At 59.9% G+C, this 17,954-nt stretch carries 12 protein-coding genes, 3 pseudogenes and 1 other annotated feature; of the genes and pseudogenes, 8 read left to right on the top strand and 7 right to left on the bottom strand.

Annotation, left to right across the window (positions count from 1 at the left end; all coding sequences use genetic code 11):
* The first annotated feature begins 19 nt into the window (after positions 1 to 19).
* Complete coding sequence (locus QOV41_RS13635; RefSeq protein ID WP_284577279.1) at positions 20 to 1,699, top strand: flagellar hook-basal body complex protein; 1,680 nt, start codon at positions 20 to 22, stop codon at positions 1,697 to 1,699.
* A gap of 239 nt (positions 1,700 to 1,938) precedes the next feature.
* A pseudogene (locus QOV41_RS13630) lies at positions 1,939 to 2,136 on the top strand (hypothetical protein); the annotation flags it as partial.
* Positions 2,137 to 3,738: 1,602 nt separating this feature from the next.
* Here QOV41_RS13630 and QOV41_RS13625 read toward each other — a convergent pair.
* Entirely contained in the window at positions 3,739 to 5,079 is a 1,341-nt protein-coding gene (locus QOV41_RS13625; RefSeq protein WP_284577277.1) for a M16 family metallopeptidase, read from the bottom strand.
* On the bottom strand, positions 5,076 to 6,428 hold the full coding sequence (locus QOV41_RS13620; protein WP_284577275.1) for a M16 family metallopeptidase: 1,353 nt from the start codon (positions 6,426 to 6,428) through the stop codon (positions 5,076 to 5,078). Before QOV41_RS13620 ends, QOV41_RS13625 begins: the two co-directional genes overlap by 4 nt.
* A 470-nt stretch (positions 6,429 to 6,898) precedes the next feature.
* On the opposite strand from QOV41_RS13620, the gene QOV41_RS13615 reads away from it, so the two are divergent.
* The gene (locus QOV41_RS13615; protein ID WP_284577274.1) at positions 6,899 to 8,248 is read left to right on the top strand and encodes a TadE/TadG family type IV pilus assembly protein; all 1,350 of its coding nucleotides are present in this window, start codon (positions 6,899 to 6,901) and stop codon (positions 8,246 to 8,248) included.
* Positions 8,249 to 8,293: 45 nt separating this feature from the next.
* Here QOV41_RS13615 and QOV41_RS13610 read toward each other — a convergent pair.
* A protein-coding gene (locus QOV41_RS13610) for an IS3 family transposase (RefSeq protein WP_284577273.1) occupies positions 8,294 to 9,525 on the bottom strand; the annotation gives its coding sequence in 2 pieces (ribosomal slippage) (positions 8,294 to 9,231 and positions 9,231 to 9,525; 1,233 coding nt in all).
* Positions 9,125 to 9,241: a sequence feature (AL1L pseudoknot), on the bottom strand. It overlaps the preceding gene by 117 nt.
* A gap of 200 nt (positions 9,526 to 9,725) precedes the next feature.
* On the opposite strand from QOV41_RS13610, the gene QOV41_RS13605 reads away from it, so the two are divergent.
* Positions 9,726 to 10,661 carry an IS110 family RNA-guided transposase gene (locus QOV41_RS13605; RefSeq protein WP_284577271.1) on the top strand — a complete coding sequence of 312 codons (936 nt, stop codon included), beginning with the start codon at positions 9,726 to 9,728 and terminating at the stop codon, positions 10,659 to 10,661.
* A 150-nt stretch (positions 10,662 to 10,811) separates the two neighbouring features.
* A complete protein-coding gene (locus QOV41_RS13600; protein WP_284577270.1) occupies positions 10,812 to 11,201 on the top strand; it encodes a hypothetical protein in 390 nt (129 codons plus the stop codon).
* 275 nt (positions 11,202 to 11,476) lie between these two features.
* Here the strand turns inward: QOV41_RS13600 and QOV41_RS13595 are convergent.
* The 3 genes and pseudogenes from QOV41_RS13595 to QOV41_RS19900 form a co-directional block, all read right to left on the bottom strand.
* Positions 11,477 to 11,632: pseudogene (locus QOV41_RS13595) on the bottom strand (transposase); the annotation flags it as partial.
* Positions 11,633 to 11,673: 41 nt separating this feature from the next.
* Positions 11,674 to 12,894, bottom strand: a complete 1,221-nt coding sequence (locus tag QOV41_RS13590; RefSeq protein WP_284577228.1) for an IS256 family transposase — start codon at positions 12,892 to 12,894, stop codon at positions 11,674 to 11,676.
* A gap of 57 nt (positions 12,895 to 12,951) precedes the next feature.
* A pseudogene (locus QOV41_RS19900) lies at positions 12,952 to 13,586 on the bottom strand (IS5 family transposase); the annotation flags it as partial.
* 132 nt (positions 13,587 to 13,718) lie between these two features.
* On the opposite strand from QOV41_RS19900, the gene QOV41_RS13575 reads away from it, so the two are divergent.
* From QOV41_RS13575 to QOV41_RS13565, 3 genes are all read left to right on the top strand, one after another.
* Positions 13,719 to 13,841: a hypothetical protein gene (locus tag QOV41_RS13575; RefSeq protein ID WP_284577269.1), complete on the top strand. Its 123-nt coding sequence runs from the start codon at positions 13,719 to 13,721 to the stop codon at positions 13,839 to 13,841.
* Between the two features lie 73 nt (positions 13,842 to 13,914).
* Positions 13,915 to 15,120 (top strand): EpsG family protein, encoded by a 1,206-nt coding sequence (locus tag QOV41_RS13570; protein ID WP_284577267.1) that lies wholly within the window; start codon positions 13,915 to 13,917, stop codon positions 15,118 to 15,120.
* Between the two features lie 142 nt (positions 15,121 to 15,262).
* Complete coding sequence (locus QOV41_RS13565; protein ID WP_284577265.1) at positions 15,263 to 16,450, top strand: O-antigen ligase family protein; 1,188 nt, start codon at positions 15,263 to 15,265, stop codon at positions 16,448 to 16,450.
* Between the two features lie 159 nt (positions 16,451 to 16,609).
* Here QOV41_RS13565 and QOV41_RS13560 read toward each other — a convergent pair whose 3' ends face one another.
* Positions 16,610 to 17,950 (bottom strand): HlyD family type I secretion periplasmic adaptor subunit, encoded by a 1,341-nt coding sequence (locus QOV41_RS13560; protein WP_284577264.1) that lies wholly within the window; start codon positions 17,948 to 17,950, stop codon positions 16,610 to 16,612.
* Between the last annotated feature and the right edge of the window lie 4 nt (positions 17,951 to 17,954).

Raw genomic sequence — 17,954 nt, 5'->3', positions numbered from 1 at the left:
AGCGTGTTTGGAGAACAGAATGGTAGCCTTCAATGCGATGTACAACGCGGTCGCAGGAATGCAGGCCCAGAGTTTTGCCCTGCAGAATATCTCCGGCAACATCGCAAACTCGAGGACAGCTGGCTACAAGCGGATCGACAGCAGTTTCTCCGAGTTACTGGGGCCCGACGCAACGGGCCGGGCGATGGGGGGGAGCAGCATCACGTTTAGCTCCAAGGCAAACAACACCGCCAGTGGCGACATTGTGGCTTCATCGATCGGCACCAACATGGCGCTCACGGGTAACCAATTCTTCGTCAGCCAGACCGCGGACGGCCAAACAGTCTATACTCGGCGCGGTGATTTCCGCCTCGATGCTCTTGGGAACCTTACCAATGGGTCGGGGCTGCGGCTCGGAGCTGCTGGAGAAACCAACTTCATCGACCAGGAAGGCGAGCTGGCTCAGAAGCCCTCCACGTCCATCGACTATAACTTCAATCTTCCCAGCCTCCCGATGCCCCCATCTTATGATCCAAAGGTGCCCGGCAGCGGCAACTTGGCAACGACTCCCCGAACCACGATTAGGGTAGAATACCCCTATCCCGCCGGAGACCTGGTTAGCTCGGACGATCTCAATACGGGCGAGGAAGTCGTCTTGACCTATGGGGACCGCACCCAGCGTTTCGTTTTCAACACCGGCGAGGGCACAATGCCGCCTCTAGGTCCGGACGACATCGAGGTGGATGCGACGGGTACCCACGATGACATGATGGAGGCGATTGAAGCTGCCGTGAAATCGCGCTATCCGGAGGCAAGCGGCGCCACAGTCTATATCGATGACGAGAACTACCTGGTCGTCGAGCTCGAGGGGGATTACTCCGAGAAACTCGAGGTTACAACTACTTTTGCGGGAATGACTGCCACAGCGAGCGGCACTTTCAGCCCGGGATTGGTTGGCAACATTGCCGCACCCGACGAACGCACCTTTCTCGACGGTTCTATTCCTGGTGGAGCGGCCACCCTCTATGACGATGCCGGGCAGAACGCCAATCTGGACATGCGCTGGGCCAAGATCAGCTCGCAACCCGGCAACGAGACCTGGGCCTTGTACTACCTTGGAGATGCGGCCGCGACGGAGGGACAACCCAAATGGGTCAAGGCCGGTGAGTATCAGTTTAACGGTACCGAGCTCACCGAGATTCGGAACGCGGCAGGCGAGCCGGTAGGCACGGCTGGACTGCAGCTCAGAGATGTTGTGATCAATGGCAAGGCGTTCGGTGATCTGACGCTCAAACATGCAGCAGGTGAGGTCACTCAGTTCTTCAGCGCTAGTGGACAGGTCCGCACCACTGAGCTCCAACAGAACGGAAACGCTAAGGGCAAGTTTGTTAGTGTGGAGGTCTCCGAGAACGGTCAGCTTTACAAAGTTTTCGATAACGGGCTCAGAGAAGAAGCGGGCACGGTGCGGCTCGTCCGTTTCAAAGCACCGGAAGGTCTGACGCCGGGCGACAATGGGGGGTTCTTCGCTTCCGCGGCGTCGGGGGACCCCATCGCAATAGAAAATGTTCAGCTGATCAGCGGCGCCGTCGAAGGCTCCAATACCGATATTCCTCGTGAGTTCGAAGCCCTGATCCTGACTCAGCAGGCCTACTCAGCCAACACTCAGGTGGCTTCAACCGTCGACAAAATGCTGGGTAAAGCGCTCGACGCAATGCGGTAGGCAATTTGCAACAGGAGTGGTGAGTAATGCGGCGAGGCGTCGACGATAGATCTGCATGAGGCGCTCTGACGGCCTTGGCCGTGCTAGGGCAGGTTGAATGTGCGATGGCATGGATCAGTCGCAAAGACGCGATCTACCGACGTTATCGCAGTAGCTGGCGTTTGCCGCCACGAACCGGCAGTGCCTTCGCGTCAAGCCTCCTGTATCTGCATGCTACCTCGTCGTCGTACCGGTGCTGCTTGACCGATGGTGGCTGGCCCGGAACGGCAAACACTTTGGTTGTTCAGTTCATCTAGCAGACCGCCCTTGCCAGCGATCTCAAGCTCTATGGACTGGCCTCCGCGGCGTCTGTCGTCATGGGCGTCTCTCTCCTGATCTTCGCGCTGTTCCAGCTGCGGCGTTGCGGGAGATGCCGACGTACTCATGCTTATGCATGACGACTGCCCTGACCTGTTGGCAGGCTTGGCAAGTTTTCTTCAAAGAGCGTCGCCAATTGTGCTGGTTGATGGCGAGGATGCCGAGGTGACCATCAACACTATCTCGCCGCAGAACTAATTTGCCGCGCGCCAGGCGGTGAAATGGCTGGCCGATTAGGGGCATAGCCAGATCCTGCACAGCGGCGTCCATCGGGTTCAACGCTCGATGTTGTCGAACGTCCCCTGAGAAGAGGCCGCTGCTCGGCAAATGGCCTTATCGCTCTTGGCAGCGCCGGGCACTCCCCATTGCTCCTTGGCGGCGCCTTTCAGCCTTTACGAGCGTGCACCCTTTACTCGTTTACAATGGTAAGAAGGGCAGGCGAGGCAGGGCACGCTTGGATCTCCGGAAGCAATGAAGCAGCCCTGCCAAGTGAGGGTGAACTGGCCCCCTTTCGGCGACGGCGTTTGCCGCAACCTCGTGTGCCTTCTCCTGAGCAAGGTTCGTGGCCAACACTGAGCCGGACTTGCTCGAGTTGTGAAGCGCCGTGGCGAAGCGGGTCACGGTGAAAGCTTCCATACCCGGGCGGTTGACCACGGCCGTAGCTGTGACCGTCACTTCGAGAATTTCAGCGCTGCCGACCGCCACGCCGCCGCGCCGGGTCTGGGGTGGGGCGGCAAGGCCTACATCGCGTTCGCTGCTCGAGCCGAGAATTTGGCTCGGCCATGTCGAACACAACGCCCGTGGCGTCCAAGCCTGCGGCATGGGGTTGATAGACGGGCTGAAACGAGCACCCTGAGCCCACCAGGGCAGCATGAAATGCGGCAGCGATCGCCTGTCGTATCATTCCAACCACCCCGAACTGACGAATTTACCTTTTAGGGGCAGCTCCAAGTGTCAATGCGTCAGGGTAGGCCCGTTTCGCAGTCTGCTAACAGACTGCTCGACGCAATCGGGCTGTCGCTGCGCTATCTTCCGCCCCCTGTCGGTCGCCAGCTGTCGCAGGACCACACCTGCGTGGGATGGAGTGGTTCATGGCCGCACACATGGCCATGTTCGGCATCGTGCCCATTGCCGCTACTCAACCGTCCAAATTGTTGGGCAGTCCGCCCCCGAGCGCCAGAAGTCTGGCAATCAGCGTTATCGCGCATTTGGCGGCAGACCGGGCAGGGTTCTCGACGAACTGGCGTGCCCCGCAGCCAGAGCCGGGCCAGGTGCCCATGATCGCGCCCACTGGCGTGTCACGGGGGGCTCGCAGATCAGGCGCTCGGCCGACAGCGAAACAGGGCCAACCCAAAGGTCTGCATCCCATGCGTTCCACCTGGCTCTGCGCCCGTTTGGCTTATGGTCAGCCCCAGCCGGTCCTCGCCAAACGCTGCACGTCCCCCCAGATCCAGGGAACAATGCGCGGGAGTTCCCTGCTGCTGCAACGTCTCCAAGAGCCGATCGGGGATATTGTCCAGCAGTGACGTGTTCACGGGTGTGCCCTTTCTGCTCGGGTTCAACCTGGCTCTGCCAAAGCTGTCCTCAACAGTCGGGAACGCTTGTCCTGTCGGTTCACCCGATGCCTCTATTCGCCAAAGGGATCAAAGGGTGACCTGGTCGTCCCAATCAGGAGAAGGACGTTACTCTTGTTCCGGATCTGGATCGGGACCGACAAGCATCAGGCTGGGTTCGGCGGTGAAAATCTCCTGGGCCACGGCTTGCACCTCTGCGGCGGAAACCGCTTCGATCCGTTCGGTGCGTTCCTCGATGTAGTCGATCGGCAGATCGCGCAATTGCTGGCCCACCATGGCCCGCGCGATCGAGATTGACGAGCGAAGCTGATTGATCGGAAAGGCACCGATCAGATAGCGCTTGATGCGCTCCAGTTCGTCTTGCTGTGGACCGTTCTCGGCTACCCCCGACAACGTCGCCCGGATGACCTCGACCGCCTCGTCCGCCTGGGCGGGACTGGTGGATGTGCCGATGGTAATGGCTTCGGCATGCTCAAGGTTGACCATGGATCCAGAGACGCCATAGCTGAGGCCGCGCTTTTCCCGCACCTCCACATTGAGCGTTGACAAGAGGCCTCTGCCGGCCACCAGTTCGGTCAGCACACGGGCGGGGAAGAAGTCGGGATGGTCTTCAGCCACGCCAGGAAACGCCATGTTGATGCTCGTCTGGGGCAGCGGGTAGTCGACCGCCAATTCCTGCCCAAAGCTCAGCTCTGCTTGCAGAACCGGCTTCAGCTCGGGCGTCTCTGCCAAACCACCGAACACCTGGTCGATCAGCGCGCCTGCCGCATCAGGACTAATCGCGCCCACGATCCCCACCTTGAGAGTGTCGCGGGCGAAAACCGCATGGTGATAGGCCTTCAAATCTTGAAGGGAGATGTTGGGCAGCGTTTCCAGCGTGCCCTCCTCGGGGCGACCATAGGGATGATCGCCAAACAATGCCTTGTTCCACATCAGTCTTGCCGCATAGCCGGGGTCCTCCGATCGCGCCACCAGGCCTGCCATGATCTGGGCGCGCATGCGATCGACCGCCGGTTGATCGAAGCGCGGCGCGTTGACTGCCAGCGCCAGGAGAGGTGCCGCTTCTCCACGCTGATCCGCCAGCATGCGAGCCGAGCCGGAAAACGTGTCCTGGTCCGCCGAGAACCCCAGTTCGAGCCCAACCTCGTCGAGCCGGATCTGGAAGGCCTCGCTGCCAAGATCGCCGGCGCCCTCGTCAAGCAGCGACGACATCAGATTGGCTCGGCCCAGCTGGTCGTCAGGGTCCTGCGCTGCGCCGCCCTCGAACGCGAAAGCCAGGGTGATGATGGGAACCGTATAATCCTCCACCATCCAGGCGGTGATCCCCTTAGGCGAGGTGATCTCGCGGAACTTGATCTGCGCCTGCGCGGGCAGGACCAGGGCGGCAACGGCCAAGGGGACCAGGAGCAGCGTTAGTGCCTGGCGAAGAGGTCGGGGCAAGGCGATCATTGTGCTTGTTCCTGGGCTTCGGGCAGGAGGTAGCCGGTGACGGCGTTCTCGGGACGCAGATAGCGGGCGGCAACGTCCTGGACCGCCTCCGGAGTGACGGCGGCGATGGTTTGGGGCCAGTTGGCCAACTCTTCGATGGTACGGCCGTTTGCCAGCCAAAGCCCATAGCTTCGCGCCATGTTGGCGGGGTCGTCGCGCAGGAACACGGTGTCGCGGATAAACCGGGTTGTCACCCGATCCAGTTCCTCCTGGGTGACACCATTGGCGATGATGTCCTCGATCTCGGCATAGATGGCCGCTTCAAGGTCATCGAGGCTCGTGCCTGGCCGTGGCGCCCCCGAGAGAGTGAAGGTGGCCACATCATAGGCAGAGCCGCCATAACTGGCGCCGGCGCGCACCGCGATACCCTGTTCCACCACCAATTCCTGATAGAGCCGGCTGCGGGTGCCATCGCTCAAGAGCGCCGCCAGGACGTCGAGCGCCTCGGCTTCGCCCGTCTCGGCTGTCCGGTAGCTCGGCACCACCCAGCCGCGCGTGAAACCGGGAAGCGCCACGCGTGGATCGCTCAGGGTGACGGTGCGGCTCGTCTCCTGGGGCGGTTCTTCGGGACGAACGCGCTCCGGCAGATCGGGTACTGGGGGAACCGCGCCATAGGTACTTTCGGCCAGCTCGCGCACGGTGTCGAGCTCGACATCGCCGGCAATCACTACCAACGCGTTGTTGGGCGCATAGTACTGATTGTAAAAGCTTAAGGCATCTTCACGGCTCAACGCGGCGATCTCATGGGCCCAGCCGATCACCGGAGAGCCATAGGGATGGTTCTGGAACTGGGTTGCCGCGAACGCCTCGGCCAGCACGCCCTCGGGCCTGGATTCTATGACCTGTCGGCGTTCCTCCATGACCACCGAACGCTCCGCATCGATCACCTCGGGCGGTAACGCCACATTGCGCATGCGGTCGGCCTCGATGGCCATCATCTCACCTAGAGCATCGGGCGGCACGGTCTGAAAATAGGTGGTCACGTCCGCGCTGGTGAACGCGTTCATGTTGCCACCCAGTTCGCTCACCATGCGGGCCAGAACGCCGGCGGGATAAGCCTCGGTGCCCCGGAACATCAGGTGCTCGAGGAAATGGGCGACGCCGGACTGGCCGGGCGGCTCGTCGGCAGCGCCGACGCGGTACCACACCATATGGGTGACGATCGGTGCACGAGGATCGGGAATGACTACCACCTCCAAACCGTTGTCCAGCGTGAACTGGCTGATCGCCGGCGCTGGAACGGTCTCCTGGGCCACCGCAGAGACGACAAAAGCAAAGCCGGTCAATAGTCCCAGTGCGGATCGATGCATTCTTGTTCCCTCGGTACAGCGCCCTCGTCCGCGTCAAGCTATGGGCAAATCGGAGCGGATGCCGCACCTCCTGGTGCTGCGCGCACGAAACCGAGAGTGGGCGGTAAATAGTGCCGCCCCGGCCGTTTACGAGGAGGTGCACGCCCCAAGTGACGAGTATAGCGCAATACCGGCTTCATCAAGGCCGATCAAGGTGAACCCGGATTCCGAAGGGTTCGGCCTCGGACCGGTTGGACTTGAGGAATTTTCTAGATCCCTGATTGTCAGCACGTCAGCCACAATCCCACTTATGGCCCGGCTGCACTAGGACGACGGAACAGGATCGATGGCCAGTTCTCCGAAACTTTGAGCCTCTCTGGCCTTGGTGGTCAGCTGCATCGCAGACCTACGAAATCTGGTGCGCTCTTTGGTACTTTCACCGCTTGTTTATCCATGTGGATGCAAGACTTGCGGTGGTGAGGGACCGGCAGATGAACACTACCCCCAAGATCGGCAGATGGAATCGCTTCTGCGACACGGTCCGGCGCTTCGGCAAGGACACGTCAGGCGCCTTCGCGACCATCTTTGGCGTCATGGCTATTGTCTTATTCGCCGTGGCAGGTGCGGCGGTTGACTACACCTTCTGGATGACCGCTAGAAGCGCAGCCCAACACGCCGCAGATGCTGGAGCACTCGCGGGTGCCACGTCTCGCGAGAGAGACAGCGCCAAGCTTAGGCTAGTGGTGGCAGGCTTCGCCAATCCTGCACTCGAACGTTGGCCCGGGATCGCACTGGAAAGCGTAACCTACACTCCGGCTACCGAACAAGTAGAGACAACGGTCACCGGCTCGGTGGAGACCTACTTTATCCGTCTGGTCGGGATCGACACTCTCGCCGTTCAAGCCAGATCTGTGGCGGAACGCGCGCAAGGTGGGCGTCTCGAACTGGCACTAGTACTCGACAACACCGGGTCTATGTCTGGCAGCGCTGGCTCTGGTTCTACCAAGATCGAGGCGCTCAAGGACGCAACCAATCAGCTCTTGGATGAGGTTCTGGCAGATTCACGCGCTGAAGTGATGGTATCTGTCGTACCGTACTCTGAGTACGTCAATGTTGGCCTGGTAAACCGCAGCCAACCCTGGATGGATGTCGAAGACGACTATCGGATAAGAGTTTGTGACTACTGGTGGTCATGTCGGTATGTATACTACAAATGGTATGGATGCGCTCTATCTCGAATAGGCGCATTACGTCTGTCCGATGAGCAGTCGTACACAGACTACATAGGGCACATGGGTACTAGCCAGAGATGCAACACGCCGATTGTTCCTCTTACCGATCAAGAACATACACTTCGTGCTGCTGTCAACGGCATGGAAATAAGTTGGGGCGGGTCCACCCTTTACACATATATTCCATCCGGCTTGCTTTGGGGGATCAACGTGCTTTCCCCCACGGTTCCCTTCGATCAGGGGCACACATATGATCCCGAGAACATTGACCCTCGAAAGGTCATGGTACTTATGACCGATGGCGAGAACACGCTGAGGTATAACGAAAAGGACGGTACCCACGTCCACCCTAGCGGAAGGGCTTCTGAACAAGAAAGCCAATTGCGTGAAACAAACGCCGATACTGAACGGCTATGCGAATACGCCAAAGGGAGAAACATCGAAGTCTTTACGGTCGCATTCGGAGACCTCGATGAGGAGGCAGACGACATGCTAGAAGATTGTGCAACAAGTACAAATCACTACCACGACGCGGCCAATGCCGACGCACTGAAACTGGCATTCAAAAAAATAGCTGAGATGCTGGCCGACGTACGAGTGGTGCAGTAGGCGAGTTGAACCGCACCGGGAAATCCGGAGGCTGTTTGGTTTGAGTTATGCGGCCATGGCCGGTTGTTCCAGTGCGCCGTAGAAGTTTGCCTCAGCTTCGGCTGGCGGGATGTTGCCTATGGGCTCCAGCAGTCGTCGGTGATTGAACCAGTCGACCCATTCGAGGGTGGCGAACTCGACGGCTTCGATGTTCCGCCAGGGCCCGCTCCGATGAATTACCTCGGCCTTGTAAAGACCGTTGATGCTCTCGGCTAAGGCATTGTCGTAACTGTCGCCAACGCTGCCCACAGACGGTTCGATGCCGGCTTCGGCCAGGCGCTCGGTGTAGCGAATACTGACGTATTGCGACCCGCGATCCGAATGATGAACCAGACCCCCGCGATGCATGGGGCGGCGGTCGTGGATCGCTTGCTCGAGAGCGTCTAGAACGAAGCTGGCATGGGCGGTGCGGCTGACCCGCCAGCCCACGATATAGCGGGCATAGACGTCGATCACGAAAGCCACATAGGCGAACCCGGCCCAGGTCGCCACATAGGTAAAATCTGAGACCCAGAGCCTGTTGGGCGCAGGGGCATGGAACTGGCGATTGACGTGATCGAGTGGGCAAGGCGCCGCCTTGTCGCTGATCGTGGTGCGCACCGGCTTGCCCCGTATCACGCCCTGCAGTCCCAGATCGCGCATCAGGCGCGCGACACTGCACCGCGCAATATCAAAGCCTTCCCGCTGCATCTGGCGCCAGACCTTGCGCACGCCGTAGACGCCGAAGTTCTCGGCAAACACACGCATGATCTCAGGCTTGAGCACCTCATCGCGCTTGGATCGGGAAGACCGCCGGCAAGGATCACAACGCTGGGCAACGCGTTCGTGGTAGCTCGATGGGGCGATCGGCAGAACTCTGCAGATCGGCTCGACCCCATAAGCATCCCGGTGCTCATCAATGAAGGCAATCATCGCTTGAACGGGCGGTCGAGCTCCGCCTGGGCGAAATATGCGGAGGCTTTGCGCAGGATCTCATTGGCCTGCCGCAGCTCCCGGTTCTCCCGCTCCAGAGACTTCAACCGCTCGGCCATATCCGTGGTCACACCAGCGCGCCGGCCGCTGTCGATCTCGGCCTTCTTCAGCCACTCATTGAGGGTTTGGGCCGAGCAGCCGATCTTCTCGGCGATCGATACGACCGCCGCCCAGCGGGATGGGTAATCCTCGCCATGCTCCTGCACCATGCGCACTGCTCGGGCGCGAACCTCAACTGAAAACTTGTTCGTGGTCTTGCTTGTCATGCTCCATCCTACTCAGGAGTTGGAGCCTCCTGTCTTTGCGAGATCGGTTATTATGGATGGTGCGGGTGGCATCCCGCGAGCCTCCGGGGCCATTGATCAAGCCCGTTTGCCGGCAAGGGAGCCACCCGATTTTCGCGTTCATCCTGAACAGTTGATTGGGGCTGTTGCGCAGACCCCGCAGTACAGGAACAGGAGACATAATGGACCAGATTTACATCGGCGTTGATGTCGCCAAGGCTTGGCTCGACATCTATCATCCAGCTCATGGTGCCCGGCGTATCGAGAACACTCCAGCCGGAATCCGGAGCTTTGCCAGTGCTGTTGCGCGCGAGGGAGCATGGGTCATCTTTGAGGCTAGCGGCGGTTACGATCGAGCGCTGCGCGACGGGCTTGAGGCGGGTAAATCCAGCTTCAGTCGAGTCAATCCTCGCCAAGCGCGTGACTTCGCCAGAGCCATGGGAGTGATCGGCAAGACCGACCGCGTTGATGCCAGGATGCTCGCGACCTTTGGACAGAAGCTGCAGCCGGCACAGACGCCCCCGATCTCGGCTACCAGGCAAGTGCTGCTCGCGCAGATCATCCGGCGCCGTCAATTAGTTGAAATGCGAAAGCAGGAGGCGACCCGTCTCCAGCAAACGACAGACAGCGATTCCAGATCCGATATGAAAAGCCTGATCCTGGTTCTGGAACGGCGAATTGCAAAGGTCGAGGCCAGGATCGCCGAGATCATCCAATCGTCGCCCGAAATAGCGGAAACGGACCGCATGCTTCAATCAGTGCCTGGCGTAGGTATGATCGTTTCCGCAACCTTGATGGCCGAGCTGCCGGAAATCGGCACGACGGATCGCCGAAAGATCGCGGCATTAGCCGGTCTCGCTCCGATCGCCCGTGACAGTGGACAGCGACAGGGTAAGCGGGTCATCGGCGGCGGAAGGGCAACCGTCAGAACAGTCCTGTATCTTGCTGCCTTGCATGCCTCAAGGCATTCGACAACGTTCAAAGCCTTCCGGCGAAAGTTACAGGACGCAGGGAAACCAGTGAAAGCCGCACTGACGGCGACCGCCAGAAAGCTGCTCAGCGTCTTGAACAGTATGGTTGCGGACGGCGCCTACTTCCGGGAAATCCTGGCTACCTGAATACAGTTGCCGGCGAACTCCCGGCGCCGCCCCCGCCGGTTGCACCGCCGCCGGCTCCGCCTGCCGAAACACCGGTCTTTGTTCCCGGTGTTACCGGGCTATTTGCGGCAGAAGCTAGCTCTGGCTCGCTAAGCGGTTCTGATGGTTCCGATGATGGCGACAGCCCAACCCTTGGTGCCCCGACATCGCCTGCTGAGGATCAACCCGGAACCGGATCTGGCCACGGCAATGGCGGCGGCAACGGCAGCGGTGGCGAAAACGGCAACGCTGGGGGGAACGGGAACGGCGGCGGCACGGGGAACGGTGGCGAAAACGGGAACGCTGGCGGCACGGGTGGCGCCAATGGCAGCGGCGGCAACGGGAATGACGAGGAAGACGGCGACGACGACAATGACGGCGACGGCGATGGCGAAGACGAAGACGAAGACGAAGACGACGATGATGAAAATGACGGCGATGACGATGACGATGATGACGATGATGACGATGACGACGATGACGATGAAGACGATGATGACGACGACTAGTCAGTGCTGCTGAGTTGGCCTGTCGTAAAACTCCGCACAACAAACCAGTTCCTCGGAGGCCTGGCTGTGCGGGTGCCACCTGCAAAATCGCCTGGGGGTGCCTGAGAAGTCAGGCGCCAGGAAGCGTCACCGCCGCCTGAGCGTTCCAAAACCCCGGCAAGGGTGTCGATCTTGAGCTGGTCCTTTCGCTTTAGTTGGAATTGAATTGACAGTCATCGCAGAGGTGGTAGCTCCTGGCGTGAGTAATCCTGGGGAGGTGGAGGCCATAGGAGGCGTCGCGGGAGCCTGCTAGGTCCTGTTGACAAAGTACGGCATCCATATCCTTGCAGCGGCTAGGGCGAGGAAGGCCGAGAAGGATTTCGCAGTCTTGTCAAAGCGTGTGGCGATGCGCCTGAACTGCTTGAGCCGGTTGAACATGCGCTCGATCCGGTTGCGATCTTTGTAGGGAGTGTCAGTAATTTCGTGTGCGGGCGGTCGGTTAAACATTACGCCGCCATGGCCCTGATGAAGCGCTCGCCAAAGATGACAGCAAACTGCGCCTTGGCCATTGACCACTCACGTGGCGGCATTTTCCACTCTTTCTCTGATCGGTTCAAGATCAGGTAAAGCAGCTTGGTGGCGGCATCATCGCTGGGGAAGTGTCCCCTGGCCCTGACCGCCCGCCGGAGCTTTGAGTTTAGCGCCTCTATGGCGTTGGTGGTGTAGACGATCCTGCGGACCTCGTCAGGGAAGGCAAAGAACGGGATGACCTCGCTCCAGGCGCGCCGCCAGCTCTGGCCGATGGCGGGATAGCGCTGCCCCCAAGAGCCGGCATCGAAGTCCGCGAGCGCCTTTTCGGCAGCATCGGCATCGGTCGCGCGGTAGATGTCCTTGAGCGCCGTTGCCAGTCCCTTGCGGTCTTTCCAGGAGACAAAGTCCATCGAGTTGCGCAGGAGATGGACGATGCAGGTCTGAACCACGGTCTCGGGGAATACGGCGGTAATTGCCTCGGGGAAGCCCTTGAGCCCATCAACAACGGCCAAGAGGATGTCCTCGGTGCCGCGGTTCCTGAGCTCGTTCATCACCCGCAGCCAGAACTTGGCACCTTCATTCTGCTCGAGCCAGAGGCCGAGCACTTCCTTGGCGCCATCGGCGCGCACTCCCAGAGCAATATGGATCGCCTTGTTACGCACCATGCCTTCGTCGCGGATCTTGACCCGGATCGCATCGAAGAAGATCAGCGGATAAACCGGGTCAAGCGGCCGTTGCTGCCAGGTGGCGACTTCATCAAGCACAGCGTCCGTCACGGTGCTGATCAGGTCCGCTGATACATCGATGCCATACAGATCGCGCAGGTGCCCGGCGATCTCCCTGGTGCTCATGCCGCGGGCGTACATCGACACGATCTTGTCGTCGAACCCTGGGAAGCGGCGCTGGTACTTGGCGATCAGTTGCGGATCAAAGCTCGACTGCCGGTCGCGCGGCACATCGATCTCCAACTTGCCGGTCTCGGTCGTCACGGTTTTGCGGCCATAGCCGTTCCGCATGTTGCCAGCGCCCTCACCACTGGCGAGGTGGTGGTCCATCTCTGCGTTCAGGGCACGCTCAGTCAGCGCCTTCTTCAGCGAATCCAGCAGACCGCCTTGTTCAAACGCCATGGCCGCACCGCCAGCCAGGAGCTGGTCGAGAAGTTCGTTCGGTATGGCAGGTTCTTTGCGTCGCGACATAGGGGAGACTCCTTCTTACCCATTATGCCGCCTACACACGGAAATCCCGACACTCCCATCTTTGTAGGCCTTGAAGTCGCATGGGGGCAGATTCTTGCGGTTGGCTTTGGGTGGGATCACCGGAACAATGCCGCTCAGCAGCAAGTCCTGGCGCACGCCGTCGCCATCGTATCCTTTATCGGCAAGGAGCAATCGCGGCTTGCCCACCGGCATGGCCAACAAGGAAGGAACGGCTGCATAGTCGGATGCTTCTCCGCCCGTGAGGACAAAGCCAAGAGGGCGTCCTTGACCGTCTGTGCGGGCGTGGATTTTGCACGTAAAGCCGCCGCGTGATCGACCAAAAGCCTCCTTATAAGTCCCCCTTTAGCGCCCGCTGCCTGGCTGTGGCCGCGTACTGTGGTGCTGTCGATCATGTGTTGCCAGTCGTCGGTGAGCCCGAGTTCGACCAGGGTCTCGAGCAAGGCATCCCAGACCCCTTGCTCGGCCCAGCGACGGAAGCGCACATAGACTGAATTCCACTTCCCATAGCGCTCATGCATGTCGCGCCAGGGGCAGCCAACGCGCAGAACATGGAGCATGCCGTTCAGATAGCGACGGTTATCTTGCGCTGGTCGGGACTTGCGCCCTCGCTCGGCCGGCAATAGCTCCCAGATGAGCCGCCACTCTGCGTCCGACAAATCCCCACGTGCCAAAACCGCCTCCTAAAAAGCAGTCTTGAATCACGGTAAGCCCGATTTGGGAATCCAGTTTGTCAACAGGCCCTAGCTCGGTTTGGGCGGCTTCTGAAGGCCCCACATCTCTGCAGGCTGGAGCAAGCTCCGATAATGCACATTGTTGATCAGGAGCCTCTGGCCCGCCCGATCGCTCTCATCCGGAACAATCTCCTCTGGTGCAAGCTCGGGGACTTCACCACGGCTCGCGTCTCCATTACGCTGGGGCGCGGCTGACTTTGCGACAAGGTGCACTGCAGCATCCAGCTGATGTGTCCTGTGACGCAGGCAAACAGATGAGCGAGCGACATTGCACACGTTGATCTACTGCCTTCCGTTCGGGCTTCTTGCGCTGCTCTCATTTCTTCGGCCGCGCACCGGATTTGCCGGAGCGGCCGCAGCAGCGGGTCTCTTGATAATCTGGGTGGGCTTACGCCACGAAGTTGGCGACGACTGGGACAACTACCTGTCCTGGGTGGATGCGGCCAAAGACGCAGACATTGCCACCGTTCTGCAGTCCACCGACCCCGGCTATGCGCTCCTGAACTGGATAGGTGCCAACTGGTTCGGCGGGATTTACCTGGTCAATTTTACTTGCGCCGTCCTGGCGATCATACCGCTGATTATATTCTGCAGCCGCCAGGCGAATCCAACTTTGGCGCTGCTGGTCGCCTTTCCCTATCTCGTGACAGTCGTGTTCATGGGATATTCGCGTCAATCTGTAGCCGTGGGCTTCGGTATGCTCGCAATGCTGGCGGTCCAAGAACGGGGCGTGCGGAAGTTCTTGGCTTTTGTCACCATTGCCGCCGTGTTTCACAAGACGGCCGTTTGCCTCCTGGTGTTTGCGCCAGCCCTTTTCGCCGGAAAATGGGGCCGTGCTGCACTCGTTCGGCTAGGAGGGGTGATAGTCTACGGGGCTGTTCTCGTTCTTGCCGTTTTGTGGGGCCACGCTGCCTCGCTTATCCAAGGCTATATCATAACGGCAGGGGAGGCAGGTTTTCCAGCTTCGGCGGGAGAGGCATCAACTCCCCCAGCGCCACCATCAGCGCTTTCTCCGGTGCAATCGGTGGCGCCTGGGACGGAAGTGCCACTGACGCCAGGCTCCACAGCGGAGCCGGGGCAAGCAGATGACGTCACAAGGGTTTATTCCGCAGGCGCTCTAGCGCGCATTGCCCAATCTGTTGTCGCGGCCGCGGGCTTCATCGTCATTCTGAGCCGCATCCCGCTCCCGGCACCAACGCAATGGCTCTGGACGATTGCCTCGCTGGTTGTCGTCTGCCTGTTCGCGCTCGCCTTCTGGCGCTCCACTCTGGCTGATAGAACAGCGCTGTTTTTTGTGCCTTTGCAGCTATACGCCTTTGCAACACTACCGAGCATTTCAGGGAGGACGGTCTCTCACTTCGTTCAAGCAGCCATCATCGCATGCAGTGCAGCGGCTTTCGGCGTCTGGCTCGCCTATGCCGACAACGCGCCATCCTGGCTTCCCTATAAATCTGTGCTGCAAAGTTGGCTATGATAGTGTCTGACGCGCCGCTCATTAGCTCGCCTAGCGTTGGCTCCCATTGCGCCCCAGGGGCAACTTTAGAAGTACTCTCGTGCAAAGGTTCATCTAAATTCCTCTCTCCCGAAAAGTAACTTATCTGCTCTCTTGGATAGCCTTGGTTGCCGGCTTAAGCCTGCCGACTGTACTGCCCGAAGTGGCGAACGTCACCGTGCTTGCGCTGATGGGCGTCGGTCTGATTCTGGTATTCGTGCAACCGAGCGGCCGGGGTGTCATTCGCCAGCCTGCGGTTTTGCTGCCGCTAGCCGCTGGGGCTATCTTGGCACTTGCCCTGGTGTTTACTGCGACCACCCCGAACCATGTCCTCGCCGTTCTCGTACTCGCTCCGCTTTTCCTGGTTGGACCTCTTGCATCGCTGTTGCAGAAGTTGGGCCGGGAGCTAACACCAACTCTCGTCGGCATCTTCGCGCTTGTGGGTGCAGCGGGCGCATTCGCGGTGGCTGTCTATGACGTGGCAGTGCGGGGGCTCTCCCGCGGTGGTTACTCGGTAAACAACGTCATTCACTTCGCGGACTTGGCTCTGACCATCGGGTTTGTCGCGCTGATTGGCGTATTCGGCACCAAGGGACGAAGCAGATTCATCTTCGTCATAGGGCCGGTCCTCGGCCTAATCGCTGTTGTTCTCGCGAACTCTCGTGGGCCCATTCTTGCAGCCGTTCCCGTGTCCATCGCAGCGGCAGCGATGATCTCGGGCATGTTGCTCCCGCGCAGATGGGTGCTACCAGCGGCCGCCGCTACCCTCGTGGTTCTGATAGGCGGCGGCTACTTGGCCTACGTCTTGGGATTTGCACAACGGCTGGAGCGATTGGGATCAGTCGTCACCTTGTTCTCAAGCGGAACAACGGGTGACAGTTCAGTGGGAGAGCGCTTCCACATGTATATCAGCGCGTGGAATGCCTTTCAGGCATCGCCAATATTTGGCCATGGCTTGATCGACTACACCCATGCCGCGGCGCAGTATGCCCCTCCTGGTCCCGTCCAGTACAAACCCTCGCAACACCTACACAATGACATAGCGGATTTCGCGGTGATCGGTGGCAGTTTGGGGCTCCTCAGCTACGTGTTGTACCTGGCCGCGCCGCTTGCTGGAGCGTTGGCCACCAGAGGCCGCTGGAGGAATGCTGCATTGTACCTCGGTGTGGTGATGCCTGTCGGCTACTTCGCCATGGGTTTGACCAACGCGATGATTGGAATTCTCACGCAGACTGTACTATATGCCGTGGTCTTGGCGTTGATTGCCGCCTTGGATGTGAATTCATCGCCATCGAGCACTCACGAGAGCTGACCCGGATGAATGCACTTTAGCGCAGGTCAGGCGGTGCGCGGTGACGGCAACTCCTGAGACCCACGTCCGCGAGCAGTAGGATGTGCTCGCGTTGAGCCCGTTCCTGCTATTGGCTTTGCGGGGGGGTAGCCCCTCCGCAATCGTATCCGCGCGACCCAATTACTGTTCACGCATACCCTTGTGGAACATGTCGGTCATCGGGCGTACGAAGTACTCGAACATCGTTCTCTCGCCTGTGGAGACAATCACGTCTACCGGCATACCGGGCAGCAGCCGCTCACGAATATCCTGCGGGACGTCGGTGTCGGCAACCTCGATTCGGGCGCTGTAGTACGGCAACTCGTTGGATTGCGTCGGTTCGATAACGTCCTGCGAAACGACTGAGATTCGCCCGAAGATGGCTGGCGTTGACTTGGTGGAGAACGCTGGGAACCGAACCTCCGCTTCCTGACCGATTGAGATGCTATCAATGTCGATCGGCCGAATTTGCGCCGCAATGACCAGGTCGTCATCTAGGGGAATGATGTCCATCACCGGCTCGGCAGGGCGGATCACGCCACCGATGGTGTGCACCTTGATGTTCTGCAGCATGCCTCGAACCGGAGCCCGCACCGTCGTTCGCTCCAAAACGTCAAGCGCGACGTGGTAACGTTCGGTGGTCTCGTTGAGCTGCTCGCGCACGTCGCGTAGCTCGGTTCCCGCGCGCTCCACGAATTCCTGGCTCACCTGGATGATCTGGAGTTCACTTTCGGAAATCGACTGTCGCAGCTTGGCGATCTCGGAAGTCACCGAACCGAGCTCGCCCTGCAACTGCAGGACGGACCGCGTCATCGAGGACAACTGGTTAGTTGCGACAACGCCCGATTCCTGACCCTGAGTCAGCCGCGCAACCTCTTCGTTCAGAGATGTCATCTGCTCTTCGAGCGCACCCTTCTGAACGGTCATGCCACGAATGGCTTCTTCAAGTTGATCGATGCGCGAAGTGAAGATGGCTATCTGCCCGTCTTTGCTGGCTTTTCTATCGTTGAACAAGGTCTGCTGCAGGGTCACGATACGCGTGACGAGGCTGTCGGTCGAGTTCAGCAGCACCTCTGGAAAAACAATGCCCTCAGCATTGGTGCTTTCGGCCTCCAGCCGAGCTTGTTGCGCCTGCAGCATGTACATGCGGCCCGCGAGATAGGCTACGTTGCCCTGCGCCTCGGTCGCGTCGAGTTCGAGCACCACTTCGCCCGCCTCCACGATCTCGCCTTCACGTCCGTGAATGGCCTCAACGATGCCACCCTCCAGATGCTGCACGATCTTGCGGCTCGACTCCACCGAAACCGTTCCTCCGGCAACAACACCGGCGGCCAGCGGCGCGGTGGCGGCCCACACGCCAAACACCCCGAAGGTCATCAGTATCGTCGCATAACCCATCATCACATAGGGGCGGGGCGAGAATTCCTTGGCCTTGCCGCGGGGTGCGTTTGGCTCGTCGCTCGTGAAAGTCGTCGCTGACATGAGT

Origin of the sequence: Devosia sp. RR2S18 (assembly GCF_030177755.1) — a bacterium.
GTDB classification, from domain to species: Bacteria; Pseudomonadota; Alphaproteobacteria; order Rhizobiales; family Devosiaceae; genus Devosia; species Devosia rhizosphaerae.
The sequence above is the reverse complement of the archived record's forward strand: the minus strand, read 5'-3'. Positions and strand labels throughout refer to the sequence as shown.